Source organism: Streptomyces sp. YKOK-I1 (assembly GCF_054660435.1).
In genome coordinates, this window is record NZ_BAAGDR010000001.1 from 4395499 (window position 1) to 4420827 (window position 25329).

The window sequence follows — 25329 nt, forward strand, 5'->3', positions numbered from 1 at the left end:
CAAAAACAGTGGTCGTAGTGGTTACGCCAGCCTACGGCCCGTCCGTGAGGTTCACTCCCGGCCGAGATTGGCCGACGGTCCGTACGGGGCAAGGAGTGGGTGTGCGGACAGAAGGAGGTGGCGGCGAGGCATGACGAGCATGTCGAGGGCGAGAGTGGCCCGGCGCATCGCGGCCGGCGCGGCCTACGGCGGCGGCGGTATCGGCCTGGCCGGGGCGGCGGTCGTGGGACTGCTGCTGGCGGAGGCGCAGCTGGCCCGGCGCCATGTGAACGGCGGCGGCGAGCACCACCGGGTCCCGCACGCGGACGGCCGCTACGGCCGGACGTACGACGCCCCCGGCACCCCCGCCGCACCGCCCCTGCGGCTGGTGCTGCTCGGCGACTCCACGGCGGCCGGCCAGGGCGTCCACCGCTCCGGCCAGACCCCGGGCGCGCTGCTGGCCTCCGGCCTCGCGGCGGTCGCGGAACGCCCGGTGGAGCTGCGCAACGTCGCCCTGCCGGGCGCCCAGTCCGACGACCTCGACCGGCAGGTCGCGCTGATCCTGGGCACCTCCGACCAGGTGCCCGACATCTGCGTGATCATGATCGGCGCGAACGACGTCACCCAGCGCATGCCGCCGACCCGCTCGGTGCGGCATCTGTCGGCGGCGGTACGGCGGCTGCGCACGGCCGGTGCGGAGGTGGTGGTCGGCACCTGTCCCGACCTCGGCACGATCGAGCCGGTCCCGCAGCCCCTGCGCTGGCTGGCCCGCAGAGCCTCCCGTCAGCTGGCGGCCGCCCAGACGATCGGCGTGATCGAACAGGGCGGCCGCACCGTGTCGCTGGGCGACCTGCTCGGTCCCGAGTTCGAGGAGAACCCCCGCGAGCTGTTCGGCCCCGACCACTACCACCCCTCGGCGGAGGGGTACGCGACCGCCGCGATGGCCGTCCTGCCCACGCTCTGCGCCGCCCTCGGCCTCTGGCCGGCGGAGGAGGAGCGCCCGGACGTCTCCCGCCGCGAGGGCTTCCTGCCGGTGGCCCGCGCCGCGGCGGAGGCGGCGTCGGAGGCCGGTACCGAGGTCACGGCGGCCATGCCGACGGGCCCGCGGGGTCCTTGGGCCCTGCTGAAGCGGCGTCGCAGGAGGAGGGTCGAGGAGGCGGAGCCGAGCCAGCCCGCCCCGAACCAAGCAAGCGCTTAGAAAGTGCGGCCAGGGTCACACCCCCACCACCGTGACCCGGGCCATACGTACGGGTAACTTCCCAAGCAGCCGTGCCCGAACGAACCCCTTCCGCCACTGGAGCCGTGATGCCCGAAGCCGTCATCGTCTCGACCGCCCGTTCCCCGATCGGCCGCGCCGTCAAGGGCTCCCTGAAGGACCTGCGCCCGGACGACCTCACCGCCACGATCATCCAGGCCGCCCTGGCGAAGGTCCCCGAGCTGGACCCGAGGGACATCGACGACCTGATGCTCGGCTGCGGCCTCCCCGGCGGCGAGCAGGGCTACAACCTGGGCCGGATCGTCGCCGTGCAGATGGGCATGGACCACCTGCCCGGCTGCACGATCACCCGTTACTGTTCCTCGTCGCTGCAGACCTCCCGCATGGCCCTGCACGCCATCAAGGCCGGCGAGGGCGACGTCTTCATCTCGGCCGGCGTCGAGATGGTCTCCCGGTACGCCAAGGGCAGCTCCGACGGCCTCCCGGACACCAAGAACCCCCTCTTCGCCGAGGCCGAGGCGCGCACCGTCGCCACCGCCTCCCAGGAGGGCTCCACCTGGCACGACCCGCGCGAGGACGGCCTGCTCCCCGACCCCTACATCGCGATGGGGCAGACCGCGGAGAACCTGGCCCGCGCCAAGGGCGTCACCCGCCAGGACATGGACGAGTTCGGCGTCCGCTCGCAGAACCTCGCCGAGGAGGCCATCAAGAACGGCTTCTGGGAGCGGGAGATCACCCCGGTGACCCTCCCCGACGGCACCGTGGTCAGCAAGGACGACGGCCCGCGCGCCGGCGTCACCCTGGAGGCCGTGTCGGGCCTGAAGCCGGTCTTCCGCCCCGACGGCCTGGTCACGGCCGGCAACTGCTGCCCGCTCAACGACGGTGCCGCCGCGGTCGTCATCATGTCCGACACCAAGGCCCGCGAGCTGGGCCTGACCCCGCTCGCCCGGATCGTGTCCACGGGCGTCTCCGGCCTCTCCCCCGAGATCATGGGCCTCGGCCCGGTGGAGGCGTCGAAGCAGGCCCTGAGCCGCGCCGGTCTGACGATCGACGACATCGACCTGGTCGAGATCAACGAGGCGTTCGCCGCGCAGGTGATCCCCTCCTACCGCGACCTGGGCATCGACCTCGACAAGCTGAACGTCAACGGCGGCGCCATCGCCGTCGGCCACCCCTTCGGCATGACGGGCGCCCGGATCACCGGCACGCTCATCAACTCCCTCCAGTTCCACGACAAGCAGTTCGGCCTGGAGACGATGTGCGTCGGCGGCGGCCAGGGCATGGCGATGGTCATCGAGCGCCTGAGCTGATCCCTCCGGACGTCTCTGTGTGACCGCTTCGGCACCTGTCGTCACGTCACGGCCCGGAGTCCGGGAAACCCCTGGACTCCGGGCCGTTTTGTGATCCAATCTCCCCCAGGATGTGACCTATCTCCCTCTGTCAGGGATTTACGCAGCTCAGCGCCGTTCACCACCAAACCACCCACCCAATTTCCTGTCCGTTTCGTGACGTTACGCACTGACAGCGGGATAGTCCGCCCTTCAAGCTGATGTAGGAAGTCGGGGGTCGACTTTGAACCGGGAGTACGTCAGTGAGCGCCATGCCGATCGCCTTGCTGGTCACCACGGCCGCCACGGGCGCCGTGGGCGTCGCCGTCCTGCGCACCCTCTTGCAGCTGCGCCGGCAGGTCGCCGCCCTGCACACCCAGCTCGCCGAGAACCTCGCGGCCGAGCGGCGGGGCTTCGTCCCGGCCGCCCGCAGCACCACGGACACCGCCGAGATACGCGCGGCCGTGGCCGAGGCGCTCGCGGAGGAGCGGGAGCGGGAGCTGGCCGAGGCGCGCGCCTTCTGGGCCGCCCAGGAGGCGCGTGACGCCTCCGACGCCCCCTCCCTGCTGGGCCTGCCGGACAGCGAGCTGTTCCTGCCCCGGCAGACCGACTTCGTGGGCCTGGAGCCGCTGGAGCCGGTGACCGAGCCGCCCGCGGACGCCGACGAGTTCGCCGGGGACTCCCCCGAACTGGCCGCGGCCCGCCGCCGTCACCCCTCCCACCCCGACTTCGTCCCGGTCCAGTCACCCGTCGTCAACGACCACGAACGCACGGTCGCCGCACTGGAGGAACTGGCCGCGTCCCGCACCGAACTGACCGACGTGCGCCCGGGCCCGCTCGGCACCCTCGACGTCTACGTCTTCGCCGACGGCACCACCCTGTGCATGACCCCGGGCCACCGCGAGACGGCCGACCGCCTCGCCACCGCCCTCACCGCGGGCGAGACCCCGTACCTCCTGGGCGGCTCGGGCATCTCGGGCGCGTACACCCTGACGTTCGCGTGCGGCGAGGAGAACGTCTACATCCTGGCGGACAGGGTCATCGCGAGCCTGTGAGCACCGGGCGGGGAGTTCCCTCAGGGGGCGCGGGGCTGTACCCATGTGCGGCTCCGCCGCGTGGGCGCGATCAGCCACCGCGCGCCCGCACCCGCGAACGCACCTCAGACCCCCGCCCGCTTCTGCGCCTCCGCGACCAACCGCACCGCCTCATCGACCTGGCCGTCGTCGGAAAGCACCACCGCCAGATCATGCACGGCCACAGTGATCTGATCGGCGGCGGCGAACATCCCCGCATCCGGCATCTCCCGAAGCTCCGCCCCGGGCTCCTCGATCCGCTGCGCCCACCGGGCCAACTCCCGGGCCAGCCCCAGCGCCTCGGCCGCCGCCCCTCTCTGCAAGCGGCTCTGCGGAGCGGCACGCAAACGATCGGCGAAGTGATCCACCGCACGGGTCAGAGACGTCGTATCCACCACGCCGTGAGCGTACGCGTCGCACCCGGACTGTTGCCAACGGGCGAACGCTCAGGCACCGTGACCTGAAGGACCGGCTTACATCCCCTTTGCAACCGGAGGCGCCGATGTCCCATGTCCTCTCCGAGGAGACCCACCGCAATCTGCTCGCCCGAATCCCCCACTGCACCGGCCGTGAAGTCTCCGACTGGCTGCGCACCGTCGACGAAGGCCCCGCTCTCCGCTTCGAGGAGAAGGTCAGCTGGCTGCGCCACGAGCACAATCTCGCGTACGGCCACGCCAAGGCGATCATCCACGAGTACGAGCTGAGGAGGGCCGCGCGCAAATTCGCCTAGCGCGCACACCGGCAGGACATGCACACCGGACATGACGAAGGGCCCCGGGGAAACCCGGGGCCCTTTCACACCGTACGACCTGCGACCGCTACAGCCGCGGTCGTGCTCAGTCGCTCTGGTTGAGGATGGCGAGGAGTCGCAGGAACTCCATGTAGATCCAGACCAGCGTCAGCGTGAGGCCGAAGGCGGCGAGCCAGGCCTCCTCGCGCGGGGCGCCGTAGGCGATGCCGTCCTCGACCTGCTTGAAGTCCAGGGCGAGGAAGCAGGCACCCAGGATGATGCCGATGATCCCGAAGACGATGCCGAGGCCACCGCTGCGGAAGCCCAGGCCGTCGCCGCCGCCGAAGACGGTGAACAGCAGGTTCACGGCCATCAGCAGGACGAAGCCGAGCGCCGCGGCCATCACGAAGCCGTAGAAGCGGCGGTTGACGCGGATCCAGCCGGCCTTGTAGGCCACCAGCACGCCGGCGAAGACCGCCATGGTGCCGAGGACCGCCTGGACGACCACGCCGTCCGCGATGTACGTCGACACCGTGGACGAGATCACGCCGAGGAAGACGCCCTCGAGGGCGGCGTACGACAGGATCAGCGCGGGAGCCGGGCGGCGCTTGAAGGACTGGATGAACGCCAGCACCATCGCGACCAGACCGGCGACGACCGCGATGCCGTAGGACTTGCCGAGGTTGGCCTCGTCCACGGGCAGCAGCAGCCAGGACAGGACCGCCGTGACGATCACGGTGCCGAGCGTGGTCGCGGTGCGCGCGACGACGTCGTCCATGGTCATGGCGCCCGGGGCGACCGGGGCCTGCGGCGGGGCGCCCACCTGCTGGGCGTAAGGGTTCTGCGCGTAGGGGTTGCCCGCCTGTTGCGCGTACGGGTTGGCCTGCGTGCCGACAGCGGGTCCCCCGGCCTGCGGCGTCGCGTTGAAGCCCGCGTAGCCGTTGTCGCGGCTGAACCCCCGTCGCGAGAAGACCGGGTTTCTGCTCCTCATTTCACTCCTCCATGGCCGCCGTGCGCGGCCTTGGCGTCAAGAGTAATAGGTAGGCAAAGGATTGACCCTACTGCTTGGGGAGGATCTTTCCCTCGTCGTGCTGCGCAACACGCTACGTGGCGTCCTGATTCCCGGTAGTGGAGGGCCTGTTTCATGACCAACCTGCGACCTGGCCGGAACCGGCCGGAGACCGTGCGGTCGATCACCCGAACGGGAACCCGGTGTACCCCTCGGCCAGGTCGGTCTCGGCGGCGCGCGAGGAGGTGATCCGCTCCAGCCGGGCGATCTGGAGCCGGTCCTCGAAGGGGGTGGCGTCGGGTGCGCGGTGCAGCAGGGTCGTCATGTCGTACGAGAACCGCTCGGCCTGCCAGACCCGCCGAAGACAGGTCTCCGAGTACGCGTCGAGCAGCTCGGCCGACCCGGTCTCCTTCTCGTACGACAGCGCCCGCGCGAGGGTGACGACGTCCCCGACGGCCAGATTCAGCCCCTTGGCGCCGGTCGGCGGGACGATGTGGGCGGCGTCCCCGGCGAGGAAGAGCCGGCCGTGCCGCATCGGCTCGTGGACGTAGGACCGCATGGGGGTGACGGACTTCTGGGTGATCGGCCCGCGCTCCAGCCGCCAGTCGTCCCCGGTCTCGAAGCGGCGCTCCAGCTCGTCCCAGATCTCCTCGTCGCCCCAGCTCTCGGCGTCGGTGCCCTCGGGCACCTGGAGGTAGAGGCGGGAGACGGACGGGGAGCGCATGGACAGCAGGGCGAAGCCGCGGTCGTGGCGGGCGTAGACCAGCTCGTCGTGCGAGGGCGGCACGTCGGCGAGGATGCCGAGCCAGCCGAAGGGGTACGTCCGTTCGAAGACGCGGGTCAGCTCCGCCGGGATCGCGCTCCGGGCCACTCCCCAGAAGCCGTCGCAGCCGACGACGTAGTCGCACTCCAGGCCGTCCTCGACGCCCCCGTGCCGGAAGCGCACGCGCGGGCTGTCGGTGGCGGCGCCCTCCACGGCCAGCGCCTCGGCCTCGAAGAGCAGCGGGCCGCCCTCCTTGAGCTGGAGGGCGATGAGGTCCTTGCAGACCTCGGTCTGGGCGTAGACCGTCACGGACCGGCCGCCGGTGAGGGCGGGGAAGTCGACGCGGTGGCGGTTCCTGTCGTAGCGCAGCTCGATGCCGTCGTGGCGCAGCCCCTCGCGGTCCATGCGCTCCCCGGCGCCGGCCGCGCGCAGCACGTCCACCGTGCCCTGTTCCAGGATCCCGGCGCGCTGGCGGTGCTCGACGTAGGCCCGGTCGCGGCTCTCCAGGACGACGGAGTCGATGCCGGCGTTGTGGAGCAGACGGGCGAGGAGCAGGCCGGCCGGGCCGGCGCCGATGATGCCGACGGTGGTGCGCATCGGGCGTTCCCTTCGGGTGATCGGATGTGCGGGTGATCGGATGTGCGGTTGTTCTGATGTGCTGCTGTTCGCACAGTGAAGTTTTCTTCACTACAACCCTGCGTGAGTGTGCGCCGAGGGCACCGCGATGTCAACGCTTCAATGGAGGATGCAACGATCGACGAGGTGTCGGAAGTGCCCAGAGCCGGACTTGAACCGGCACGCCCGCGAAGGGGCAGCGAGGTTTAAGCTCGCCGTGTCTGCATTCCACCATCTGGGCAGGCCTTGGGCTCCGCGTTGAGCTTCCGACCCTATCGGGATCCGTCCCCCGAACAGCGGAAGAGTGGACCGATGTTGTCTTATTTTATTGACGTCTGAGGGTGCATCAGCACCTGGAACTGGCCATCCGCACTTGCCAGTAGCCTGGCGCGCGGCGACCGCCTGTGCATGCGGAATGACGGAATTTCACCGCCCGAACGAGGGTGCTCCACCGGTTCTTGACGAACCGTCTCCCCCGGACGGGGGTCCCTCTCTCCGGGACGGGTGTCATCCCCAGGTATGACACGGCGGTCCGCGGTCCGACCGGAGTCTGCCTTCAGAACCGGAACAGCGACTGACTACAGGGCCGCCGGACGCCGGAACGATGGTTCGAGGTCCCCAGGACCCCACACCCCTCGTCCCGACAGGAGCGCGTTTCCGTGACCACCAGCCCCCTCGCCGAACGGTCCACCGCCGTGGCCGCACGCGCCACGGACCTCTCGAAGATCTACGGGCAGGGCGAGACCCAGGTGGTCGCCCTGGACCGGGTCTCCGTCGACTTCCGGCAGGCCGAGTTCACCGCGATCATGGGCCCCTCCGGGTCCGGCAAGTCCACCCTGATGCACTGCGTCGCCGGTCTCGACACCTTCTCCTCGGGCTCGGTGCGCATCGGCGAGACCGAGCTCGGCTCGCTGAAGGACAAGCAGCTCACCAAGCTCCGCCGGGACAAGATCGGGTTCATCTTCCAGGCGTTCAACCTGCTGCCGACACTGACCGCCCTGGAGAACATCACCCTCCCGATGGACATCGCGGGGCGGAAACCGGACAAGGAGTGGCTCGACTCGGTCATCGCGATGGTGGGCCTGAAGGACCGGCTGGGCCACCGTCCCTCCCAGCTCTCCGGCGGTCAGCAGCAGCGCGTCGCCGTCGCCCGCGCCCTGGCCTCCCGGCCCGAGATCATCTTCGGCGACGAGCCGACCGGCAACCTCGACTCCCGCTCCGGCGCCGAGGTGCTGGGCTTCCTGCGCAACTCCGTGCGGGAACTGGGCCAGACGGTGGTGATGGTGACCCACGACCCGGTGGCGGCGGCGTACGCGGACCGGGTGGTGTTCCTCGCGGACGGGCGGATCGTGGACGAGATGTACCGCCCGACGGCCGACACCGTCCTCGACTTCATGAAGCAGTTCGACGCGAAGGGCCGTACCAGCTGATGTTCCGCACCGCCCTGCGCAACGTCCTCGCGCACAAGACCCGGCTCCTGATGACCGTGCTCGCCGTGATGCTCGGCGTCGCCTTCGTCTCCGGGACCCTCGTCTTCACCAACACCCTGTCCAACGCCCTGCAGAACAGCTCCGCCAAGGGCTTCGACCAGGTCGACGTGGCCGTCACCGCCCAGCCCCAGCCGGACGTCGGCGACCGGATCGTCGAGACGCCCGACCTGACCGAGGCCCTGCGGAAGAAGAGCGCCGAGGTGCCCGGCGCCGCGTCCGCCATCGGGGTCGTCACCGGCTTCACCGCCGTCGCCGACCAGGACGGCAAGCTCGTCGGTGACGGCTTCCAGTCCCAGGGCGGCAACTACTGGGGCACCGACGACCCCCGCTACCCCCTGGCGGAAGGCAGGGCTCCGCAGGGCCCCGACCAGGTCGCCCTCGATGCGAAGACCGCCGAGCGCACCGGCTACCGGGTCGGCGACCGGCTGCGCCTCTCCGTCGACGGCCCGGTGCTCACGCCCACCGTCTCCGGCATCTTCCGGACCGACGACGGCAATGTCGCGGCCGGCGGCAGCCTCACCCTGTTCGACACCCCGACGGCGCAGAAGCTGTTCGGCAAGGCGGGCACGTACGACGAGATCGATGTGAAGGCCGCCGCCGGCACCACGCAGACCGAGCTGCGCACGGCCCTGGACGCGGCGCTGCCGCGCGACCGGGTGGACACCGAGACCGGCCGGCAGCTCGCCGACCGGCAGGCCGAGTTCATCGCCTCCTCGATGAGCGGTCTGAAGCAGGGCCTGCTGGTGTTCGCCGGGATCGCCCTGTTCGTCGGCACGTTCATCATCGCCAACACCTTCACCATGCTGGTCGCCCAGCGCACCAAGGAGCTGGCGCTGCTGCGCGCGGTCGGCGCCTCCCGCCGCCAGGTGACCCGGTCGGTGCTGATCGAGGCCTTCGTGGTGGGCCTGGTGGCCGGCGCGACCGGTCTCGTGGTCGGCATCGGCATCGGCGCCGGACTGCGCACGCTGATGGGGACCCTGGGGGCGTCCGTCCCCGACGGCCCGCTGATCGTGTCGGCCGGCACGGTCGCCGCCTCGTTCGCCGTCGGTGTGGTCATCACCGTGCTGGCCGCCTGGCTGCCCGGCCGCCGCGCCGCGAAGATCCCGCCGGTCGCCGCGATGAGCAGCCTGCACGCCAAGGCGACCACCAAGTCGCTGGTGCTGCGCAACACGCTGGGCGCGCTGTTCTCGGCGGCGGGCGTCGCGACCGTCCTGTACGCGACGACGATGGACGGCTCGGACGGCCAGGCCCCCATGGGCGTCGGCGCGGTCCTGCTGATCATCGGGGTGTTCATCCTGACCCCGCTGCTGTCCCGCCCGCTGATCGCGGCGGCCGCGCCGGTCCTGCGGATCTTCGGGGTCTCCGGCCGGCTGGCCCGGCAGAACTCGGTGCGCAATCCGCGCCGTACGGCCGCCACCGCCTCGGCGCTGATGATCGGCCTCACCCTGATCACCGGGATGACGGTGATGGCGGGCAGTCTGCAGAAGTCGATCGACAAGATGGCGTCCTCGGCGATCCGCGCCGACTACATGGTGTCGATGGCGAACGGCAACCCGCTCTCCCCGGACGTCGAGAAGAAGCTGACGTCGGCCGAGGGCGTGACCGTCACCAGCCCGATGCGCAACGCGCTGGCCCGGATCGACGGCACCACCGAGAACGTCACCGCCGTGAACGGCTCCGCCTTCGCCGAGCTGACCGACCTGCCGGTCGACGACGGCACGTTCGAGGTGGGCGGCACGAAGGTCGTGGTCGACGAGGACACCGCGAAGTCGTTCGGCTGGAAGGCCGGTTCGGCGTTCCGGGTGGCGTACGAGGACGGCGCCAAGCAGCGGCTGACCGTCTCCGGGGTCTACCGGGCCAACGAGCTGTTCCGCGGGGTCCTGCTCGACACCGCGACCCTCGCCCCGCACCAGGACTCCCCGGACGACATGCAGGTCATGGTGAAGACGTCCGGCGGCGCCTCCGACGCGGCCAAGGACCGGCTGGAGAAGGCCCTCGGCTCCAACCCGGCCATCAAGGTGCAGAGCAAGCAGGACCTGTCCGACTCCATCGCACAGATGTTCACCCTGATGCTGAACATGCTCTACGGTCTGCTCGCCATGGCGGTGATCGTCGCCGTGCTGGGTGTCATCAACACGCTGGCGATGTCGGTCTTCGAGCGTTCGCAGGAGATCGGCATGCTGCGGGCGATCGGCCTGGACCGCCGCGCGGTCAAGCGGATGGTCCGGCTGGAGTCCCTCGTCATCTCCCTGTTCGGCGGGGTCCTCGGCATCGGTCTGGGCGTGTTCTTCGGCTGGGCGGCCGGTGAGCTGCTCGGCACGAAGATGACGACGTACGAACTCGTCCTGCCCTGGGACCGGATGGCCGTGTTCCTGCTGCTGGCCGCCGGGGTGGGGGTCCTCGCGGCGCTGTGGCCGGCCCGGCGGGCGGCCCGGCTGAACATGCTGGCGGCGATCAAGTCGGAGTAGCCGACGCCCGGAAGGGGCCCCGCGTCACACGACGCGGGGCCCCTTCCCTGTCCTCGTGCGCTCAGTTCCAGGTACGGCTGCGCAAGGGCATCCCGGACTCCCCGGACTCGGGGGCCCGGACGGCGAGGACCTGGTTGACGCCGATGCGGTTGCGTTCGAAGGCGACGGCGCAGGCGGCCATGTACAGCCGCCAGACCCGGGCCCGGCCGGCACCACCGATCCTTACGGCGCGCTGCCAGTCGTCGTCCAGGCGGGCCACCCAGTGGCGCAGGGTGAGGGCGTAGTGCTCGCGGAGGGACTCCACGTCCCGGACCTCGAAACCGGCCCGTTCGAGCTGGGTGACGGTGGTGCCGAGGGGGGCCAGTTCGCCGTCGGGGAAGACGTAGGCGTCGATGAACCCGTCCAGTTCGTACGCGGACTCGTCGCGCTCGGGCCGGCGGGCGATCTGGTGGTTGAGCAGCAGCCCGCCGGGCGTGAGCAGGTCGTACAGGGAGTTCGCGTACTCCAGGTACTTCTCGGCGCCCACGTGCTCGGCCATGCCGATGGAGGAGATCGCGTCGTACGGCCCGTCGGTGACGTCCCGGTAGTCCTGCACCCGGATCTCGATCCGGTCGGTGAGGCCGGCGTCGGCGACGCGCTTGCGGGCGTAGGCCGCCTGCTCCTGGGAGAGGGTGATCCCGACGACCCGCACCCCGTGCTCACGGGCCGCGTGCATCGCCATGGACCCCCAGCCGCAGCCGACGTCGAGCAGCCGCTGATCCGGCTTCAGGGCGAGCTTGCGGCAGACGAGTTCGAGCTTGTCGCACTGGGCCTGTTCGAGGGTGGCGCCGGGGGCCGGCCAGTAGGCGCAGGAGTACACCATGGAGGGGCCGAGGACGATCTCGTAGAAGTCGTTGCCGACGTCGTAGTGGTGGCTGATGGCCCGTCGGTCGGTGCGGCGGGTGTGGCGGTGCCGGGTGCGGCGCACCTCCTCGCGGGGCGGGGCGGGCGGCAGCGGGAATCCGGCCATCTTCAGCAGCCCCAGGGCGGCCGAGCGGAACCGGGGGTCGCCCAGGGCCTCGACGAGAGAGCGGGCGTCGTCGCCGCGCTCCCAGACGAGCCCCGAGAGCACGTCCATGGCGACGAAGAGGTCGCCCTCGATCTCCAGGTCCCCGGCGACCCAGGCGCGGGCCAGACCCAGCTCACCGGGCTTGAACACCATACGGCGCAGGGCTCGGCGATTGCGTACGACCAGCGCGGGCGCCCCGGGCGGACCCGCCTGCGAACCGTCCCAGGCGCGGATGCGCATCGGGAGCGGGCCACCCAGCAGCTGTTCGACGATCGCATGGAGCCGCGGCGCGGCATCGGCCATGGAGCACACCTCCGTGACGGTGATCCCGGACTGTCCGGATTCCACGTAAACACGGAAGGTGCCGGAGTTCAGTCCCGCGCGGCCGGTGCGACCGGGCAAAAAGAGGTGCAGACGTCACGGGTACGACAGGACGGCCGAAGGGGCCGCCCGCACCACGGATGGCGGGCGACCCCTTCGGGCGGTACTGCTGTGCCGTCAGTCGGAGATCAAGAGGCCTTGGCCTTCTCGTTCTCCGGCTTGGCGGCGGCCCGGGCCGGGGCGGGCTTGGCGGCCTCGTAGAACTCCTCGCGGGGGTTCTCCATCGCGCCGAGGGAGACGACCTCGCGCTTGAGGAACATGCCGAGCGTCCAGTCGGCGAAGACCCGGATCTTGCGGTTCCAGGTCGGCATCGCCAGACCGTGGTAGCCACGGTGCATGTACCAGGCGAGACGGCCCTTGAGCTTGATCTTCATCTTGCCCATGACGATCATCGCGACGCCCTTGTGGAGGCCGAGACCGGCCACCGCGCCCTTGTTGGAGTGCGCGTACTCCTTCTGCGGGAAGCCCCGCATGCCGGAGACCACGTTGTCGCCGAGGACCTTGGCCTGGCGCAGCGCGTGCTGGGCGTTCGGCGGGCACCAGGCGTTCTCGACACCGGCCTTGCGGGCGGCGACGTCGGGGACCTGGGCGTTGTCGCCGGCGGCCCAGATGTAGTCGGTGCCCTGGACCTGGAGGGTCGGGGCGGTGTCGACGTGACCGCGGGGGCCGAGCGGGAGGCCGTAGCGGGCCAGGACCGGGTTCGGCTTGACGCCGGCGGTCCACACGATCGTGTTGGAGTCGACCTCGAGGCCGTTCTTCAGCACGACGTGGCCGTCGACGCAGGAGTCCATGGAGGTGGAGAGGTAGATCTCCACGCCGCGGGCCTCGAGGTGCTCCTTGCCGTACTGGCCGAGCTTGGGGCCGACCTCGGGCAGGATCTTGTCGGCGGCGTCGACGAGGATGAACCGCATGTCCTCGCGGGACACCGTCTTGTAGTACTTGGCCGCGTCGCGGGCCATGTCCTCGACCTCACCGATGGTCTCCGCGCCGGCGAAGCCGCCGCCGATGAAGACGAAGGTGAGCGCCTTGCGGCGGATCTCCTCGTCGGTGGTGGAGTCGGCCTTGTCGAGCTGCTCGAGAACGTGGTTGCGCAGGCCGATGGCCTCCTCGACGCCCTTCATACCGATGCCCTGCTCGGCGAGGCCGGGGATCGGGAAGGTGCGGGAGACCGCGCCGAGCGCGATCACCAGGTAGTCGAAGGGCAGCTCGTACGCCTCGCCGACCAGCGGGGCGATCGTGGCGACCTTGCGGTCCTGGTCGATGGTGGTGACCCGGCCGGTGAGGACCTCCGCCTTGGGCAGCACGCGTCGCAGCGGGACGACGACGTGGCGCGGGGAGATGTTGCCGGCGGCGGTTTCGGGGAGGAAGGGCTGGTAGGTCATGTACGACCGGGGGTCGACGACCGTGACGGTCGCCTCGCCGTAGCGCATCTTCTTCTGGATGCGCCGAGCTGCGTACAGGCCTACGTACCCACCGCCTACTACGAGGATCCTGGGACGCTCCGTGGTGCTCATGGCATCGAGTATCCACCCGCCCAAGGGGGGCCGCTCGTGCGCCCCTTCACAAGCTTGTGGAGGGTGTGTGCTATCCTCCGCGACCCGCGTGATCCACATCATGGCGCGGAGGGGGAACCAGCGTGTAGGGCGAGGCGTTGTCAATGCCGCGTGAGCTGCCTCTCCGGGTGTCCGGGGGTGGGGTGAGGGGCCGGAAACACACCCGCGGACGACCTCCTCGAAACGTCCGCGCGCGCCTCTTTTGAACACGTTCACACGGGTGTTGGTCCCCCGGAAGGGCCAACCGGCCCTCATGGGGCACCCACCAGGGCCGAAATCCTTGTGAAGAACTTCACGAACTTTTCCGCAGGGGTGTCGTGGAGAACCGTTCCGGCCACCACGAGCACCCCTCCGGGACGCTCATACGTCATTCGAGCTGCTCAGCGGAGTGCCCTTCAAGGGGTCTCCGGGGCCCCCGCCACCGACCACGCGATGCCGTCGAGGATGTCGTGCTCGCTCACCACGACCTCCCGCGCGCCGATCCGTTCCATGATCGACAGCAGGACGAGGGCGCCCGCCGCGATCACGTCCACCCGGCCCGGGTGCATCGAGCCGATCGCCGCGCGCTCGGCGTGGGTGGAGTGCAGCAGCCACTCGGTGATCTCCCGGACCCGCTCATGGGAGACCCGCGAGTGGTGGATGGCCGCCGAGTCGTACGCGGGCAGCTCCTGCGCGATCGCCGAGACCGTCGTCACGGAGCCCGCGAGGCCCACCAGGGTGTGCGCCTCGCGCAGCGGGACCGTCTCCTCGGCGAGGTCCAGCGCCGCCTCGATGTCGGCCCGCATCGCCGCGATCTGCCCGGCGGTCGGCGGGTCGGTGACCTCGCCGTCCACGACCAGGTGCCGCTCGGTCATCCGCACACAGCCGACGTTCACCGAGCGGGCGGCCCGTACGTGCTCCTCGCCGACCACGAACTCCGTGGAGCCGCCGCCGATGTCCACCACCAGATACGGCCGGGTCAGGTCCGCTCGGCCCGTGAGCTCCTTCGTGGCGCCCGTGAAAGAGAACTCGGCCTCCTCCTCGCCCGTGATGACCTCGGGCTCGACACCCAGGATGTCCAGCACGCCCCGTACGAACTCGTCGCGGTTCTCGGCGTCCCGGGAGGCGGAGGTGGCGACGAACCGCAGCCGCTCCGCGCCCAGTTCCTTGATCGCCGCCGCGTACTCCCGGCACGCGGCGAAGGTCCGCTCCAGCGCCTCGGGCGCCAGCCGGCCGGTCCGGTCGACGCCCTGCCCGAGGCGGACGATCGTCATACGGCGGTCCAGATCGACCAGTTCACCGGTCAGCGGGTCGCAGTCGGCGACGAGGAGACGGATCGAGTTCGTACCGCAGTCGATGGCGGCGACGCGGGTCATAGGGTGCCTTTCGAGACGTACGTGAGCGGAATCAGCCCGTGGGGGTCCCCCCTCTGGGGGAGTTCGAGGACGAGGCCCGTTCAGGGGGCGGGATCACTCGGCGGGAACCACGCACGTCCCCTTGGCCCACCACTGCGGCAGCATCGCGAGCGCCTCGTCGCCGAGCGGGTTCACCCCCGGGCCCGCCGCGAGCGAGTGCGCCACGAGCACGTGCAGGCACTTCACCCGGTCCGGCATGCCGCCCGCGCTCGGAAAGCCCGTCAGCTCCTCGATCTCGTCCCGGCGCCGGACGTAGTCCTCGTGGGCGGCGCGGTAGGCGGCCGCGAGCTCCGGGTCGCTCTGGAGCCGCTCCGTCATCTCCTTCATCACGCCGTTGGCCTCGAGCGTGCCGATCGCGGAGTTCGCCTTGGGGCACGTCAGGTAGTACAGCGTCGGGAAGGGGGTGCCGTCGGGCAGCCGGGGCGCCGTCTCGACGACGTCCGGCTGCCCGCAGGGGCAGCGGTGCGCGATCGCGCGCAGTCCGCGCGGCGGGCGGCCGAGCTGCTGCTTGAAGGCCTCGACGTCGGCGTCGGTGGGCTCGGTGCGCGGGGTGGTCGGCGGGGGCGTTTCCATGCTTCGGGGACTGTCTCTCTGTCGGTTCACTGGTCGGAGGCGTCGGACTTGTCGACCCCGTCCCAGACGTTCGAGTACCAGGGGCGGTCGGCCGCCCCGAGTGCGGCGCGGGCCTTCTTGACCGCGTCCGGGTCGATCACGATGAAGCCGGTCTCCCCCGGCATCACATAGTGCAGCCGCTCCCGGATCTGCTGCTCGGCGTACGCGTCGTCCTGCCAGCGTGCCTTGAGATCGCGCAGTTGTTCCACCCGCCGGGTGGCCTCGGCCTTCTCGCGCTCCAGATCGGCGATGTCCGCGCGCTGCGAGACGTACTGCCGCATCGGGTAGGCGAGCGCCACGATCAGGGTGCACAGGACCAGCGCGAGCAGCGCGGCGCGGCCGGTCAGCCGGGAGCGGCGGGCCTGGCGCTTGGTCTGGGAGCGGTAGACGCGGGCCGCGGTCTGCTCGCCGAGCACCCGCAGTCTCGTCGCGGTGGAGAAACGGTCCCGGTCCTTCGCGGCCATCGGCTTCGCGCCTCCCCTTTCACACGCGCGTACGTCCCCGCACACGGTACGGGACCGAGTACGGGGACGTACGTACGACTGGCTGTCGCGTGACCCGGGCGGGGTCAGCCCTTGGACACTCCGCCGCGACTGTGCCTACTGGTTCGCGGAGCGAAACCGCGGGAAGGCCGAGCGGCCGGCGTACACCGCGGCGTCGTCGAGGATCTCCTCGATGCGCAGCAGCTGGTTGTACTTGGCGACGCGCTCGGAGCGGGCCGGGGCGCCGGTCTTGATCTGGCCGCAGTTGGTGGCGACGGCCAGGTCGGCGATGGTGACGTCCTCGGTCTCGCCGGAGCGGTGGGACATCATGCACTTGAAGCCGTTGCGCTGGGCCAGCTCGACGGCGTCCAGGGTCTCGGTGAGCGAGCCGATCTGGTTCACCTTGACCAGCAGGGCGTTGGCGGTGCCCTCCTCGATGCCGCGGGCGAGGCGCTCGGGGTTGGTGACGAACAGGTCGTCGCCGACCAGCTGCACCTTGTCGCCGATGCGGTCGGTGATGACCTTCCAGCCGGCCCAGTCGTCCTCGAACAGCGGGTCCTCGATGGAGACGAGCGGGTAGGCCGCGACGAGCTCCTCGTAGTACTCCGTCATCTCGGCGGCGGAGCGGTCCTTGCCCTCGAAGAGGTACTTGCCGTCCTTGTAGAACTCGGAGGCGGCGACGTCGAGGGCGAGGGCGATCTGCTCGCCCGGGATGTAACCGGCTTCCTTGATGGCCTCGAGGATGAGGTCGAGGGCGTCGCGGTTGGAGCCGAGGTTCGGGGCGAAGCCGCCCTCGTCGCCGAGGCCGGTGGACAGGCTCTTGGACTTCAGGACCTTCTTGAGGGTGTGGTAAACCTCGGTGCCCCAGCGCAGGGCCTCGGAGAAGGACTCCGCGCCGATCGGGGCGATCATGAACTCCTGGATGTCCACGTTGGAGTCGGCGTGCGAGCCGCCGTTCAGGATGTTCATCATCGGCACCGGCAGCAGGTGCGCGTTGGGGCCGCCCAGGTAGCGGAAGAGCGGCAGGTCGCTGGCCTCGGAGGCGGCGTGGGCGACGGCCAGGGAGACGCCGAGGATGGCGTTGGCGCCGAGGGAGCCCTTGTTGTCGGTGGCGTCCAGGTCGAACATGGCCTGGTCGATCAGACGCTGCTCGGTGGCGTCGTAGCCGACGAGCTCCGGGCCGATCTGCTCGATGACGGCGAGGACGGCCTTCTCGACACCCTTGCCGTGGTAGCGGTTGGGGTCGCCGTCACGGAGCTCGATGGCCTCGAAGGCACCGGTGGAGGCGCCGGACGGAACGGCGGCACGACCCGTGCTGCCGTCGTCGAGGCCGACCTCGACCTCGACCGTGGGGTTGCCTCGGGAGTCCAGGATTTCCCGGGCTACGACGACGTCGATGGACGGCACGAGCATCTCCTTCTTGGGATGTGACGCTGGTTGTGCGGGGCACAGGGGCCTTGTCGGCCTTTGGTGGGCCTTGCGCCTAGAGCCTATCCGCCCCGGGGCCCGCGGCAGCCGACCGACCGCCCCGTGGACAAACTGACCGTACACATTGTTCCCCATCGGAACAAAGAGGGGGTGGCGCGGAGGCGAACAGCTGGGCAAAGAAAACCCCGCTCCGGTGCGTACGGGGGAATGCGCACCGGAGCGGGGAGCCCGTGGGGACGGGGGGGACCCTCACGAGGTCTTCAGTGTGCGGGGCCTTCATGTGAGCGGCCTGTGGCCCCGCCGGGAAGCGGGTGTGTCACTTCAGGTGCAGCTGCTGACCCGGGTAGATGAGGTCCGCGTCCTCGACGATGTCCTTGTTGAGCTGGAACAGCTTCTGCCAGCCGCCCTTGACCTTGTGCTTCTCAGCGATCGAGCTGAGGGAGTCGCCCTTGACGACCTTGTACTCGCCGTCACCCTTCTTGACCTTCTTGCCGGTCGGGGTGGTGACCGTCTTGGAGGCGGCCGGGCGCTCGGCGGAGCGGGAGGCGGTCTGCTGCTCGGTGGAGCGGGTGGCGGTGGAGCCGTTCGAGCTGCTGGAGCTGCTGGAGCTCGACGAGGAGCCGGTGCTGCTGGAGCTGGAGCTGCCGCCGCCGTAGGGCGTGCTGGACAGGCCGGTGCCGCAGACCGGCCAGGCGCCCTTGCCCTGGCCCGCGAGGACCTTCTCGGCGATGGTGATCTGCTGTTCCTTGCTGGCCAGGTCGGCGCGCGCGGCGTAGGCGGTGCCGCCGTACGCGGCCCAGGTGGAGGCCGAGAACTGCAGGCCGCCGTAGTAACCGTTGCCGGTGTTGATGGACCAGTTGCCGCCCGACTCGCACTGGGCGACCGCGTCCCACTCGGAGGCGGTGGCGGCGGAGGCGTTGCCGGCCGCCATCAGCGGGGCGGCGATGGCGACACCGGTGACGCCCGCGAGAGCGGCGACCCGGGTGGCCTTGTTCGGACGGCGGTGCTTGCCCTTGCCGGAAAACAGCATGGTTCATCCCCTCACCGACGCCTGCGAGGTGAGCTGTCGGGTTCGGGCCGGTTGAGTTGCCCGGCCACGCACCTCACGGTGCGCGGCTTCACCCCGAGCCGGTTCCGGCGGTCAACCGCCGGGCCCGGCACTTACCTTGGGTCCCCCGCTCCTGCCTACGGCGCTTGACGCGACGACTGTTCCCGGGCCGCCACTGGCAGGATTCGGCGTTGCGGCGGCCGGGGCCCGGATTGCCGAGCGGTCCTGACCGTAGACACCCCATCCCGGGAATTTCAAAGACGATCACGACTTCTGAGACTCATCCCACACTTTCACCAAACCGGACAATCACCGCGAAGTGGGACGTGAACTCCCGGTGTTTTTGGGGGCGTTCCGCCCCTATTACACCGCTGTGTCGAGGGTCTGACCGGGCATGATGGCGCCCGGATCGGCGCCGATACGGCCCTTGTTCTCGGCGTAAAGGGCGCGCCATCCGCCGTCGATACCAAGGGAGTCGGCAATGGAGGCGAGGGTGTCACCCTCGCGGACCGTGTAGGTGGAGGCGGCGTGCCGGCCGGCACTGGCGGTCGAGGTGCCGGCCGCGGCGGCCTCGTCGGCGGTGGCGCCGCGATGCCGGCCGGAGCCGAGGGAGCTGGTGTCGACCAGGCTCCAAGTCCCGACATCCTGGACCACATTGTCCGAGTTGTCCGCTTCCGGGGTGGTCGCGGACGAGCCGCCGGATCCCTGTGCGTCATCCTTGGAATCGCCCGAAGTGTCGGACTTGCCGGAGTCGTTCGCCTCAGAGGAGGAAGCGGACGAAGGGAACTCCGAGGCCGAAGCGGACGGATCGGCCGAGGGGGTGGACGCGTCCTCGCCCGAGTCGCCGGATCCGTCGGAGTCACCGGAGTCGGACGACCCCTTGGACAGGTCGGACAATCCGGAGGACACGGACGAGTCGGACTCGTCGTCCGCCACTCCGGTGTCCACGCCCTCCGCCGCGCCGTTCACCTGGGTGAGCCCGGACGTCAGCCCGCAGGTGCCCCAGGCGCCGACGCCCTCCTCGGCGAGGAGCTGCTGGGCCACGGCTATCTGCTGGTTGCGGCTGGCCAGATCGGGGCGGGTGGCGTAGTCGAGGCCGCCGTACGCCTCCCAGTCCTCCTGGGACAGGCTCAGGCCGCCGTACTCGCCGTCGCCCTTGTTGGCGCTCCAGGACCCGCTGGTCTCGCACTGCGCCACCTTGTCCCAGACCGTGCCGTCGGCCGCGCTCGCGCCACTGGCGGCGAGGAGCGGGATGGCGATGGCGGAGCCGGTCACTCCGGCCGCGACGAGGAGGGCCGGAGCCTGACGGGGGCGGCGGTGCCGACCGTTCCCGGAGAGCATGCGAGGGCCTTTCTCTGGACAGCAGTGACCGGCGCGACGGACGACGTGAGCGCACATGAGTTCGCCGCGCTGACGACCGAACGTATCGGCAGACGATCACTTGTCACAAGTTAATGCCGCGCAGATCACGTGAAGATCACAGACTTGAGGGTTGGTCACCTTTGCTGCATCGGACGGTCACACTGCGGCTGACCTCAGGTCAGCTCTCTGTGTGCCACCGGCCGGCCACGCACCGCGGTGAACTCCACGGGCAGGGTGCGCAGTCCGCGCATGATGAGCCCACCGCGCCATCTCAAGTCGGCCGGGTCCGCCGCGAGCCGGAGGTCGGGGAGCCGGGTGAGGAGGGTGGCGAGGGCGCTCTGGCCCTCCAGCCGGGCGAGGGGGGCGCCCAGGCAGTAGTGGATGCCGTGGCCGTACCCGAGGTGCTGGTTGTCGCGGCGGGAGAGGTCGAGGGTGTCGGGGTCGGTGAAGCGGGCGGGGTCGCGGTCGGCGGCGGCGAGGACGACGAGGACGGGGTCGCCGGGGGCGATGTCCTGCCCGCCGAGGGTGAGGGGTTCGGTGGCGAAGCGCCAGGTGGCCAGTTCGACGGGGCCGTCGTAGCGCAGGAGTTCCTCGACGCCGGTCTCCAGGAGGGCGCGCTCTCCCTTCGCCAGGGACCGCTGGAGCCGGTCCCGCTGCCCGGGGTGGGTGAGCAGGGCGTAGGTGCCGTTGCCGATGAGGTTGACCGTCGTCTCGAAGCCGGCGAACAGCAGGATGAAGGCCATCGCGGCGGCCTCGTTCTCGGTGAGGTGCTCGCCGTGGTCGGAGGCGCGGATGAGACCGGAGATGAGGTCCTCGCCGGGCTCCGGCCGCTCGGGGAGTTCCGCGCGCTTGCGGTGGATCAGCTCGAGCAGATAGCCGCGCATCTTCTTCACGGACCGCGCGACACCGCCCCGGGGCCCGCCGCCGTGACGGATCATCATGCCCGCCCAGTCCCGGAAGTCGTCCTGGTCCTCGCGGGGTACGCCGAGGAGGTCGCAGATCGCGTGGATGGGGAGCGGGAAGGCGAAGTCATGGATCAGATCGGCCTCGCCCTCGCCGACGAACCGGTCGATGAGGTCGTCGGTCAGCTCCTGCACCCGGGGCGCGAACTCGGCGACCCGGCGCGGGGTGAACGCCTTGCTGACCAGCCGCCGCAGCCGGGTGTGGTCCGGCGGGTCGATGTTCAGCAGATGCGTCATCAGCTCGGCCTTGCGCTCGCCCGGAATGCCGGTCTTGCCCTTGGCGTGCTCGGGCTCGTCGTGGTGCGCGGGGTTCTTGGAGAGCCGCTGGTCGGCGAGGGCCTGCTTCGCGTCGGCGTACCGGGTGACCAGCCAGGCCTCCACTCCGCTGGGCAGCCGGGTCCGGTGCACGGGGGCGTGCTCGCGCAGCCAGGCGTAGGCCGGGTAGGGATCGGTGGCGAACTCCCAGGTGAAGAGCTCGGGGGCGGGTGGAACGGCGGCGATCGGGGAGTGGGGCCGACTGGTCACTTCTTCTGCTTCTCCCGCTCGCGGATGGTGTCCCGGTAGACGCGGGCCGCCGCACGCAGGGCCTCCTCCGGGTCGATGCCCTCCGCCTCAGCCCGGGTGGCGAGGGCGAGCAGTTCGTAGCCGATGCCCGCGGCGGCGGGCAGGGGGACGTCGAGGCCGGCCGAGCGCACTCTCGACGACAGCTTCGCGGCCAGGGCGAGACCGGGCTGGTGGAGGGGGATGCCGTCGGTGACGGACTCCCGTTGCTTCTCCACCGCCTTGGTGCGCAGCCAGTGCGCCTTGACCTCCTCCGGGGTGGTGGCCGTGGCGTCGCCGAAGACATGCGGGTGGCGGTGGATGAGCTTGGTGACGATGGTGGCGGCCACGTCGTCGATGGAGAAGGGGGCGTCCTCGTCCTCCTCGGCGATCCGGGCGTGGAAGACGACCTGGAGGAGGACGTCGCCCAGTTCCTCGCGGAGCTCGTCGCGGTCGCCGTCCTCGATGGCCTCGACGAGTTCGTACGCCTCCTCGATGCCGTACTTGGCGAGGCCCTTGTGGGTCTGCCGGGAGGACCAGGGGCACTCGCGGCGGATGCGGTCCATGACCTGGATCAGGTCGAGGAGGCGGGCGCCGGGGAGGTCGTAGGAGGCGGGGAGCAGTTCCAGCTCGGGCATCGCGACCCGGCCGGAGCCGGCCAGCCGGGCCAGTCCGTCCGTCAGGGCCGGTTCACCCTCGCCGGTCGCCACGACCACGACCGTGCGTCCGCCCGCGCAGGCGGTGAGCAGGTCCTCGGCGGTCGGGGCGGACTCCTCCACCCGTATCCCCGCCTCGCGCAGATACGGCAGCTGCGGGTGGGCGCCGTCGGCGCACAGCACCCGGTCCGCCTCGCGCAGGACCTGCCAGGCGGGCCAGGACAGCAGGCCGGGGGCGACGCGGTGGCTGGTGGTCAGCAGGACGACTCGGCCCGTCGGGGAGCCGGAGGGTGCGGTCACATCGTTCACACCCCGAACGTAACCCACGCCCGCCGACCGCTCCGCCCGGTTGTCCACAGGCCGGGCGGCCGGTCATACCGTCGTACGGTCACACCTTCATACGCCCCGTGGTCCTACGCCCCGTGGTCCCACGCCCTGCGGTCAGGTCGGCTGGGTGTCCGCCGCCGTGACCTCGCGGACCCACGGCGTCTTCGCGTCCACGCGGCTGACCTTCTTCACGTCCCAGGTTCCGTAGCGCGGGTTGACGTCGACACCGACCTCCTTCGACGTCACCGACAGCGCGCTCCAGAACGCGGCGTCCCCGGTGGTGGTGCCGAGCTGCGTGGCGAGCTTCTCCGCCTCCAGCTGAAGGCGGAGGTTGTCGTCGAGGCGCTCGGGCGCGACGCCGTACTGCTGGAGCCAGGAGGTCTCCAGGCCCTGCGCGCCGCCCGCCTGCTGCTCCAGACCGGCCCGCACCTGCTGGACCTCGCGGCGGCTGACGGTGATGCCCGCGTCCTCGGCCGCCCGGTCCAGCACCTCGTCCAGGACCATGCCGTGCAGGGTGTCCCGGGTGAGGGTGCTGGTCTGGGCGAGGACCTGGGCGTACTGCGCCTCGTCGGGGACGGCCGCCCGCTGGGCCTCGCGCACCTCGTTCACCCGGTTCTCGAGCTGGGCGACGGTGATCCGCTGACCGCCGACGACGGCCGCCGCGCCGGGATGCGCGTCGTTCCCGCAGGCGGTGAGGAGGGGGGCCGCCATGATCGCGGCGGACAGCAGGAACGCGGTGCGACGGCGACGGCGGTGCAAGGGAACCTCCCGGTCGGAGATTGTGCGACGGTGCACAAAGTCTTGCGGTGATCGATGGTAGGCAGTGGGGCGCCTGGGGCCAACCCATTCGACCAACGATTCACCAGGACTTCGGGCACCGCCGCGCTCGGACACGGCCCGCTCGTCGGTGCGAGGGATCAGCCCCGTGCCGCGGCCACCGCGTCCTCGACCGCGCGGGCGACTCCCGCGCGCAGGCCGTCGCCGGTGCTCACCGTGCTGACGTTGATCCCCGCGCGCGTGCCGCCCACCAGGACGAAGGACACCTTCCGGTGACGCGCGGCCGTCTCCTGCGCGGCCGTGACCTGCGGCTTGCCGACGGCCAGGACGACCTCGTACGAACGCTGGAGAAGACCGTCGGGGAAAGGGCGCGCGTTGCCGGTGCTCTGCTCGCCGGTCACCGGGGCGTAGCTCACGCGCGCGTGCGTCTTCAGGGAGGCGTCCTGCATGCCCTGCCAGACGGCTGCCGCGGTGGTGCCGGGGTGATGCCCTGGTCGCCGGTGAGCAGGCAAGCGTCTACGTCGGTGTAGGCGCGGGCGCGGGTGGCGGGGATCGGGGGGGCGGTCGTCGTGCGAGAAGAGGAGGACGGCGGTGACCAGCAGGGCGGCCGTCACGGCGAGCGCCCCCGCCGTGAGGGCGATGGTGCGTCCGCTCAGGGCGCGCAGCGACGCCAGGACGGCGCGCCCGAGAACCGTCGCGCGCCCCTCACGCCCGCCACGCCCCGACTGCGCCGGGCGCGCCTGGGTCACCTGTCTCACTTGCCTGGCCCTACGGCCGCCCCCTCATCCGGCGTGTCCGGCGTCCGCCGCCGGACGCGGCCATACCCGCCACGCGTGCGTGGCCGCTCCCGCCGTCGACAGGGCGATCAGCAGCACGTCGAGACCGAACAGCGCGCCATGGGTGTCGACCGGGGTGAGCGCCCGCTCGGCGGTCCAGGCCGCCAGTACGGCGCCGAAGAAGGCGGAGGCCCGCCGGTCGGCGCGGGTACGGCGGCGCAGGGCGAGGACGAGGGAGGGGACGGGGCACAGCAGCCCCAGGCTGAGGACGGGCAGTGCGGCGAAGCGGTCAGCCCACGAGGGCGACCGGGGCGTCCCACGCGTCGCGGTCCACCGTGATGGTGTAACCGCCGCGGGTCTCCTTGCTGTTGACCAGGTACTGGTGGCCACGGCTGTGGTCGGTGTACTGCGTGGAACCCCACGGCCAGTCGGTGGTCGTGGTGTTCTTCTTGTCCCACAGCGCGTACCACAGGTTGCCCGGCAGGTCCGTCTTGTCCGTGGCGTTGGCGATCGCCTTGGCGCTGGAGCTGCTGAAGCCGTAGTAGCCGGCGCGGTAGGTCTTGGCGCGCAGGGTCTTGGTGAAGGAGCGGACGTACGCGAGCACGGCGTCGTTGCACGACTTGTTCGTGATGTCGTACGCCTCCATGTCGAGGTAGACCGGGCTGCCGGTCTTCATGCCGAGCGCGGAGGCCTTGGCGACGGCGTCCGCCGCGTCCGTGGCGCCCAGGGAGGTGGCCGTGGCGGCGGTGATCTTCTCGGGGCTGGAGCCGGTCTGGCAGGGCGGCTGGGCGCCGACGTACAGCGGGATGAGCTTCCAGCCGAGGGAGTTGACCGACTTGACCCAGGAGGCGGTGAGGTTGGGCTGGTTGCAGCCGCGGTTCTTGCCGCCGACGTAGACGGCGGCGGCGCCGTAGAAGCCGTCGGTCTTCCAGGCCTTCATCGCGGACAGGGAGGGCGCGGTGCAGGTGTCGAAGGCACGGCCCGTGTACGTCTTCTGGGCGGGCCAGGTGGTGGCGGCCAGGGACTGCTGGGCGGCGATCCCGGCACCGGCGACGACGGCCGCCCCGGCCACGCCCCACGTGATGTACCTGCGCTTCCTGGACTGCCGGTGCTCGGCCATCCCACCCCACCCGTTCGATCGACCATGTATACGTATGTGCGCACGAAGCGGATCGCACCGTAACGTGCGGCACCCCCGTGATCGGGAAACACAGGTTCCCCAGAGCCACAAGTTTCCCTCATGTCACGGTAAAGAAAGGGAGCTCCCGGTACTGGCCGCCGTGGCCTACCCTTTCCCCTTGGTGACCTGGGG

General features: G+C 70.7%; 23 protein-coding genes, 1 tRNA gene and 1 riboswitch. Of the genes, 6 read left to right on the forward strand and 18 right to left on the reverse strand.

Features of this window, described 5'->3' with window-relative positions; translation table 11 throughout:
- The first annotated feature begins 130 nt into the window (after nucleotides 1-130).
- The 3 genes from ACYQ8Q_RS19115 (at nucleotide 131) to ACYQ8Q_RS19125 (ending at nucleotide 3578) form a co-directional block, all read left to right on the forward strand.
- On the forward strand, nucleotides 131-1177 hold the full coding sequence (locus ACYQ8Q_RS19115; RefSeq protein WP_460066429.1) for an SGNH/GDSL hydrolase family protein: 1047 nt from the start codon (nucleotides 131-133) through the stop codon (nucleotides 1175-1177).
- Nucleotides 1178-1284: 107 nt separating this feature from the next.
- Nucleotides 1285-2505 (forward strand): acetyl-CoA C-acetyltransferase, encoded by a 1221-nt coding sequence (locus ACYQ8Q_RS19120; protein WP_460066430.1) that lies wholly within the window; start codon nucleotides 1285-1287, stop codon nucleotides 2503-2505.
- Nucleotides 2506-2786: 281 nt separating this feature from the next.
- Entirely contained in the window at nucleotides 2787-3578 is a 792-nt protein-coding gene (locus ACYQ8Q_RS19125; RefSeq protein ID WP_460066431.1) for a hypothetical protein, read from the forward strand.
- A 104-nt stretch (nucleotides 3579-3682) separates the two neighbouring features.
- Here the strand turns inward: ACYQ8Q_RS19125 and ACYQ8Q_RS19130 are convergent, their stop codons facing one another.
- Nucleotides 3683-3994: a hypothetical protein gene (locus ACYQ8Q_RS19130; protein ID WP_460066432.1), complete on the reverse strand. Its 312-nt coding sequence runs from the start codon at nucleotides 3992-3994 to the stop codon at nucleotides 3683-3685.
- Nucleotides 3995-4098: 104 nt separating this feature from the next.
- On the opposite strand from ACYQ8Q_RS19130, the gene ACYQ8Q_RS19135 reads away from it, so the two are divergent.
- A complete protein-coding gene (locus tag ACYQ8Q_RS19135) occupies nucleotides 4099-4326 on the forward strand; it encodes a DUF4287 domain-containing protein (protein ID WP_358991680.1) in 228 nt (75 codons plus the stop codon).
- A gap of 106 nt (nucleotides 4327-4432) precedes the next feature.
- Here the strand turns inward: ACYQ8Q_RS19135 and ACYQ8Q_RS19140 are convergent, their stop codons facing one another.
- The 3 genes from ACYQ8Q_RS19140 to ACYQ8Q_RS19150 form a co-directional block, all read right to left on the reverse strand.
- Nucleotides 4433-5317, reverse strand: a complete 885-nt coding sequence (locus ACYQ8Q_RS19140) for a Bax inhibitor-1/YccA family protein (RefSeq protein WP_460066434.1) — start codon at nucleotides 5315-5317, stop codon at nucleotides 4433-4435.
- A gap of 202 nt (nucleotides 5318-5519) precedes the next feature.
- Nucleotides 5520-6695 (reverse strand): 4-hydroxybenzoate 3-monooxygenase, encoded by a 1176-nt coding sequence (locus tag ACYQ8Q_RS19145; protein WP_460066435.1) that lies wholly within the window; start codon nucleotides 6693-6695, stop codon nucleotides 5520-5522.
- A gap of 175 nt (nucleotides 6696-6870) precedes the next feature.
- A tRNA-Leu gene (locus tag ACYQ8Q_RS19150) sits at nucleotides 6871-6954 on the reverse strand.
- 418 nt (nucleotides 6955-7372) lie between these two features.
- Here ACYQ8Q_RS19150 and ACYQ8Q_RS19155 point away from each other — a divergent pair.
- Together ACYQ8Q_RS19155 and ACYQ8Q_RS19160 are read left to right on the forward strand one after the other, a co-directional pair.
- A complete protein-coding gene (locus tag ACYQ8Q_RS19155; protein WP_460066436.1) occupies nucleotides 7373-8143 on the forward strand; it encodes an ABC transporter ATP-binding protein in 771 nt (256 codons plus the stop codon).
- The gene (locus ACYQ8Q_RS19160; RefSeq protein ID WP_460066438.1) at nucleotides 8143-10671 is read left to right on the forward strand and encodes an ABC transporter permease; all 2529 of its coding nucleotides are present in this window, start codon (nucleotides 8143-8145) and stop codon (nucleotides 10669-10671) included. The genes ACYQ8Q_RS19155 and ACYQ8Q_RS19160 overlap by 1 nt, the downstream gene beginning before the upstream one ends.
- Nucleotides 10672-10732: 61 nt before the next feature.
- Here the strand turns inward: ACYQ8Q_RS19160 and ACYQ8Q_RS19165 are convergent, their stop codons facing one another.
- The 14 genes from ACYQ8Q_RS19165 to ACYQ8Q_RS19230 form a co-directional block, all read right to left on the reverse strand.
- On the reverse strand, nucleotides 10733-12022 hold the full coding sequence (locus ACYQ8Q_RS19165; RefSeq protein ID WP_460066439.1) for a class I SAM-dependent methyltransferase: 1290 nt from the start codon (nucleotides 12020-12022) through the stop codon (nucleotides 10733-10735).
- 206 nt (nucleotides 12023-12228) lie between these two features.
- Nucleotides 12229-13614, reverse strand: a complete 1386-nt coding sequence (locus ACYQ8Q_RS19170) for an NAD(P)/FAD-dependent oxidoreductase (protein WP_460066441.1) — start codon at nucleotides 13612-13614, stop codon at nucleotides 12229-12231.
- 434 nt (nucleotides 13615-14048) lie between these two features.
- Nucleotides 14049-15008, reverse strand: a complete 960-nt coding sequence (locus ACYQ8Q_RS19175) for a Ppx/GppA phosphatase family protein (RefSeq protein WP_460066443.1) — start codon at nucleotides 15006-15008, stop codon at nucleotides 14049-14051.
- Between the two features lie 93 nt (nucleotides 15009-15101).
- The gene (locus ACYQ8Q_RS19180; protein WP_460066445.1) at nucleotides 15102-15620 is read right to left on the reverse strand and encodes a DUF501 domain-containing protein; all 519 of its coding nucleotides are present in this window, start codon (nucleotides 15618-15620) and stop codon (nucleotides 15102-15104) included.
- A 26-nt stretch (nucleotides 15621-15646) separates the two neighbouring features.
- Complete coding sequence (locus ACYQ8Q_RS19185) at nucleotides 15647-16123, reverse strand: FtsB family cell division protein (RefSeq protein WP_460066447.1); 477 nt, start codon at nucleotides 16121-16123, stop codon at nucleotides 15647-15649.
- A gap of 135 nt (nucleotides 16124-16258) precedes the next feature.
- Complete coding sequence (eno, locus tag ACYQ8Q_RS19190; protein ID WP_460066448.1) at nucleotides 16259-17554, reverse strand: phosphopyruvate hydratase; 1296 nt, start codon at nucleotides 17552-17554, stop codon at nucleotides 16259-16261.
- A 331-nt stretch (nucleotides 17555-17885) separates the two neighbouring features.
- The gene (locus ACYQ8Q_RS19195) at nucleotides 17886-18599 is read right to left on the reverse strand and encodes a transglycosylase family protein (protein WP_460066449.1); all 714 of its coding nucleotides are present in this window, start codon (nucleotides 18597-18599) and stop codon (nucleotides 17886-17888) included.
- A 3-nt stretch (nucleotides 18600-18602) separates the two neighbouring features.
- Nucleotides 18603-18772, reverse strand: a riboswitch (cyclic di-AMP (ydaO/yuaA leader).
- 208 nt (nucleotides 18773-18980) lie between these two features.
- On the reverse strand, nucleotides 18981-19958 hold the full coding sequence (locus tag ACYQ8Q_RS19200; protein ID WP_460066451.1) for a transglycosylase family protein: 978 nt from the start codon (nucleotides 19956-19958) through the stop codon (nucleotides 18981-18983).
- Nucleotides 19959-20152: 194 nt separating this feature from the next.
- Nucleotides 20153-21466, reverse strand: coding sequence for a cytochrome P450 family protein (locus ACYQ8Q_RS19205; RefSeq protein WP_460066453.1), 1314 nt, complete (start codon nucleotides 21464-21466; stop codon nucleotides 20153-20155).
- Nucleotides 21463-22446: a nucleoside triphosphate pyrophosphohydrolase gene (locus ACYQ8Q_RS19210; RefSeq protein ID WP_460066455.1), complete on the reverse strand. Its 984-nt coding sequence runs from the start codon at nucleotides 22444-22446 to the stop codon at nucleotides 21463-21465. The genes ACYQ8Q_RS19205 and ACYQ8Q_RS19210 overlap by 4 nt, the downstream gene beginning before the upstream one ends.
- 132 nt (nucleotides 22447-22578) lie before the next feature.
- Nucleotides 22579-23175 carry a SurA N-terminal domain-containing protein gene (locus tag ACYQ8Q_RS19215; protein WP_460073398.1) on the reverse strand — a complete coding sequence of 199 codons (597 nt, stop codon included), beginning with the start codon at nucleotides 23173-23175 and terminating at the stop codon, nucleotides 22579-22581.
- A 206-nt stretch (nucleotides 23176-23381) separates the two neighbouring features.
- On the reverse strand, nucleotides 23382-23999 hold the full coding sequence (locus tag ACYQ8Q_RS19220; protein WP_460066456.1) for a hypothetical protein: 618 nt from the start codon (nucleotides 23997-23999) through the stop codon (nucleotides 23382-23384).
- 24 nt (nucleotides 24000-24023) lie between these two features.
- The gene (locus tag ACYQ8Q_RS19225; RefSeq protein WP_460066458.1) at nucleotides 24024-24407 is read right to left on the reverse strand and encodes a hypothetical protein; all 384 of its coding nucleotides are present in this window, start codon (nucleotides 24405-24407) and stop codon (nucleotides 24024-24026) included.
- On the reverse strand, nucleotides 24307-25137 hold the full coding sequence (locus ACYQ8Q_RS19230) for a glycoside hydrolase domain-containing protein (protein ID WP_460066461.1): 831 nt from the start codon (nucleotides 25135-25137) through the stop codon (nucleotides 24307-24309). Before ACYQ8Q_RS19230 ends, ACYQ8Q_RS19225 begins: the two co-directional genes overlap by 101 nt.
- Nucleotides 25138-25329: the final 192 nt, after the last annotated feature.

Coding starts and splice junctions, on each gene's coding strand:
- ACYQ8Q_RS19165 (WP_460066439.1), bottom strand. CDS start 12,022: ATGGCCGATGCCGCGCCGCGGCTCCATGCGATCGTCGAACAGCTGCTG.
- ACYQ8Q_RS19170 (WP_460066441.1), bottom strand. CDS start 13,614: ATGAGCACCACGGAGCGTCCCAGGATCCTCGTAGTAGGCGGTGGGTAC.
- ACYQ8Q_RS19115 (WP_460066429.1), top strand. CDS start 131: ATGACGAGCATGTCGAGGGCGAGAGTGGCCCGGCGCATCGCGGCCGGC.
- ACYQ8Q_RS19200 (WP_460066451.1), bottom strand. CDS start 19,958: ATGCTCTCCGGGAACGGTCGGCACCGCCGCCCCCGTCAGGCTCCGGCC.
- eno (WP_460066448.1), bottom strand. CDS start 17,554: ATGCTCGTGCCGTCCATCGACGTCGTCGTAGCCCGGGAAATCCTGGAC.
- ACYQ8Q_RS19185 (WP_460066447.1), bottom strand. CDS start 16,123: ATGGCCGCGAAGGACCGGGACCGTTTCTCCACCGCGACGAGACTGCGG.
- ACYQ8Q_RS19145 (WP_460066435.1), bottom strand. CDS start 6,695: ATGCGCACCACCGTCGGCATCATCGGCGCCGGCCCGGCCGGCCTGCTC.
- ACYQ8Q_RS19195 (WP_460066449.1), bottom strand. CDS start 18,599: ATGCTGTTTTCCGGCAAGGGCAAGCACCGCCGTCCGAACAAGGCCACC.
- ACYQ8Q_RS19230 (WP_460066461.1), bottom strand. CDS start 25,137: ATGGCCGAGCACCGGCAGTCCAGGAAGCGCAGGTACATCACGTGGGGC.
- ACYQ8Q_RS19180 (WP_460066445.1), bottom strand. CDS start 15,620: ATGGAAACGCCCCCGCCGACCACCCCGCGCACCGAGCCCACCGACGCC.
- ACYQ8Q_RS19160 (WP_460066438.1), top strand. CDS start 8,143: ATGTTCCGCACCGCCCTGCGCAACGTCCTCGCGCACAAGACCCGGCTC.
- ACYQ8Q_RS19120 (WP_460066430.1), top strand. CDS start 1,285: ATGCCCGAAGCCGTCATCGTCTCGACCGCCCGTTCCCCGATCGGCCGC.
- ACYQ8Q_RS19175 (WP_460066443.1), bottom strand. CDS start 15,008: ATGACCCGCGTCGCCGCCATCGACTGCGGTACGAACTCGATCCGTCTC.
- ACYQ8Q_RS19140 (WP_460066434.1), bottom strand. CDS start 5,317: ATGAGGAGCAGAAACCCGGTCTTCTCGCGACGGGGGTTCAGCCGCGAC.
- ACYQ8Q_RS19215 (WP_460073398.1), bottom strand. CDS start 23,175: ATGGCGGCCCCCCTCCTCACCGCCTGCGGGAACGACGCGCATCCCGGC.
- ACYQ8Q_RS19135 (WP_358991680.1), top strand. CDS start 4,099: ATGTCCCATGTCCTCTCCGAGGAGACCCACCGCAATCTGCTCGCCCGA.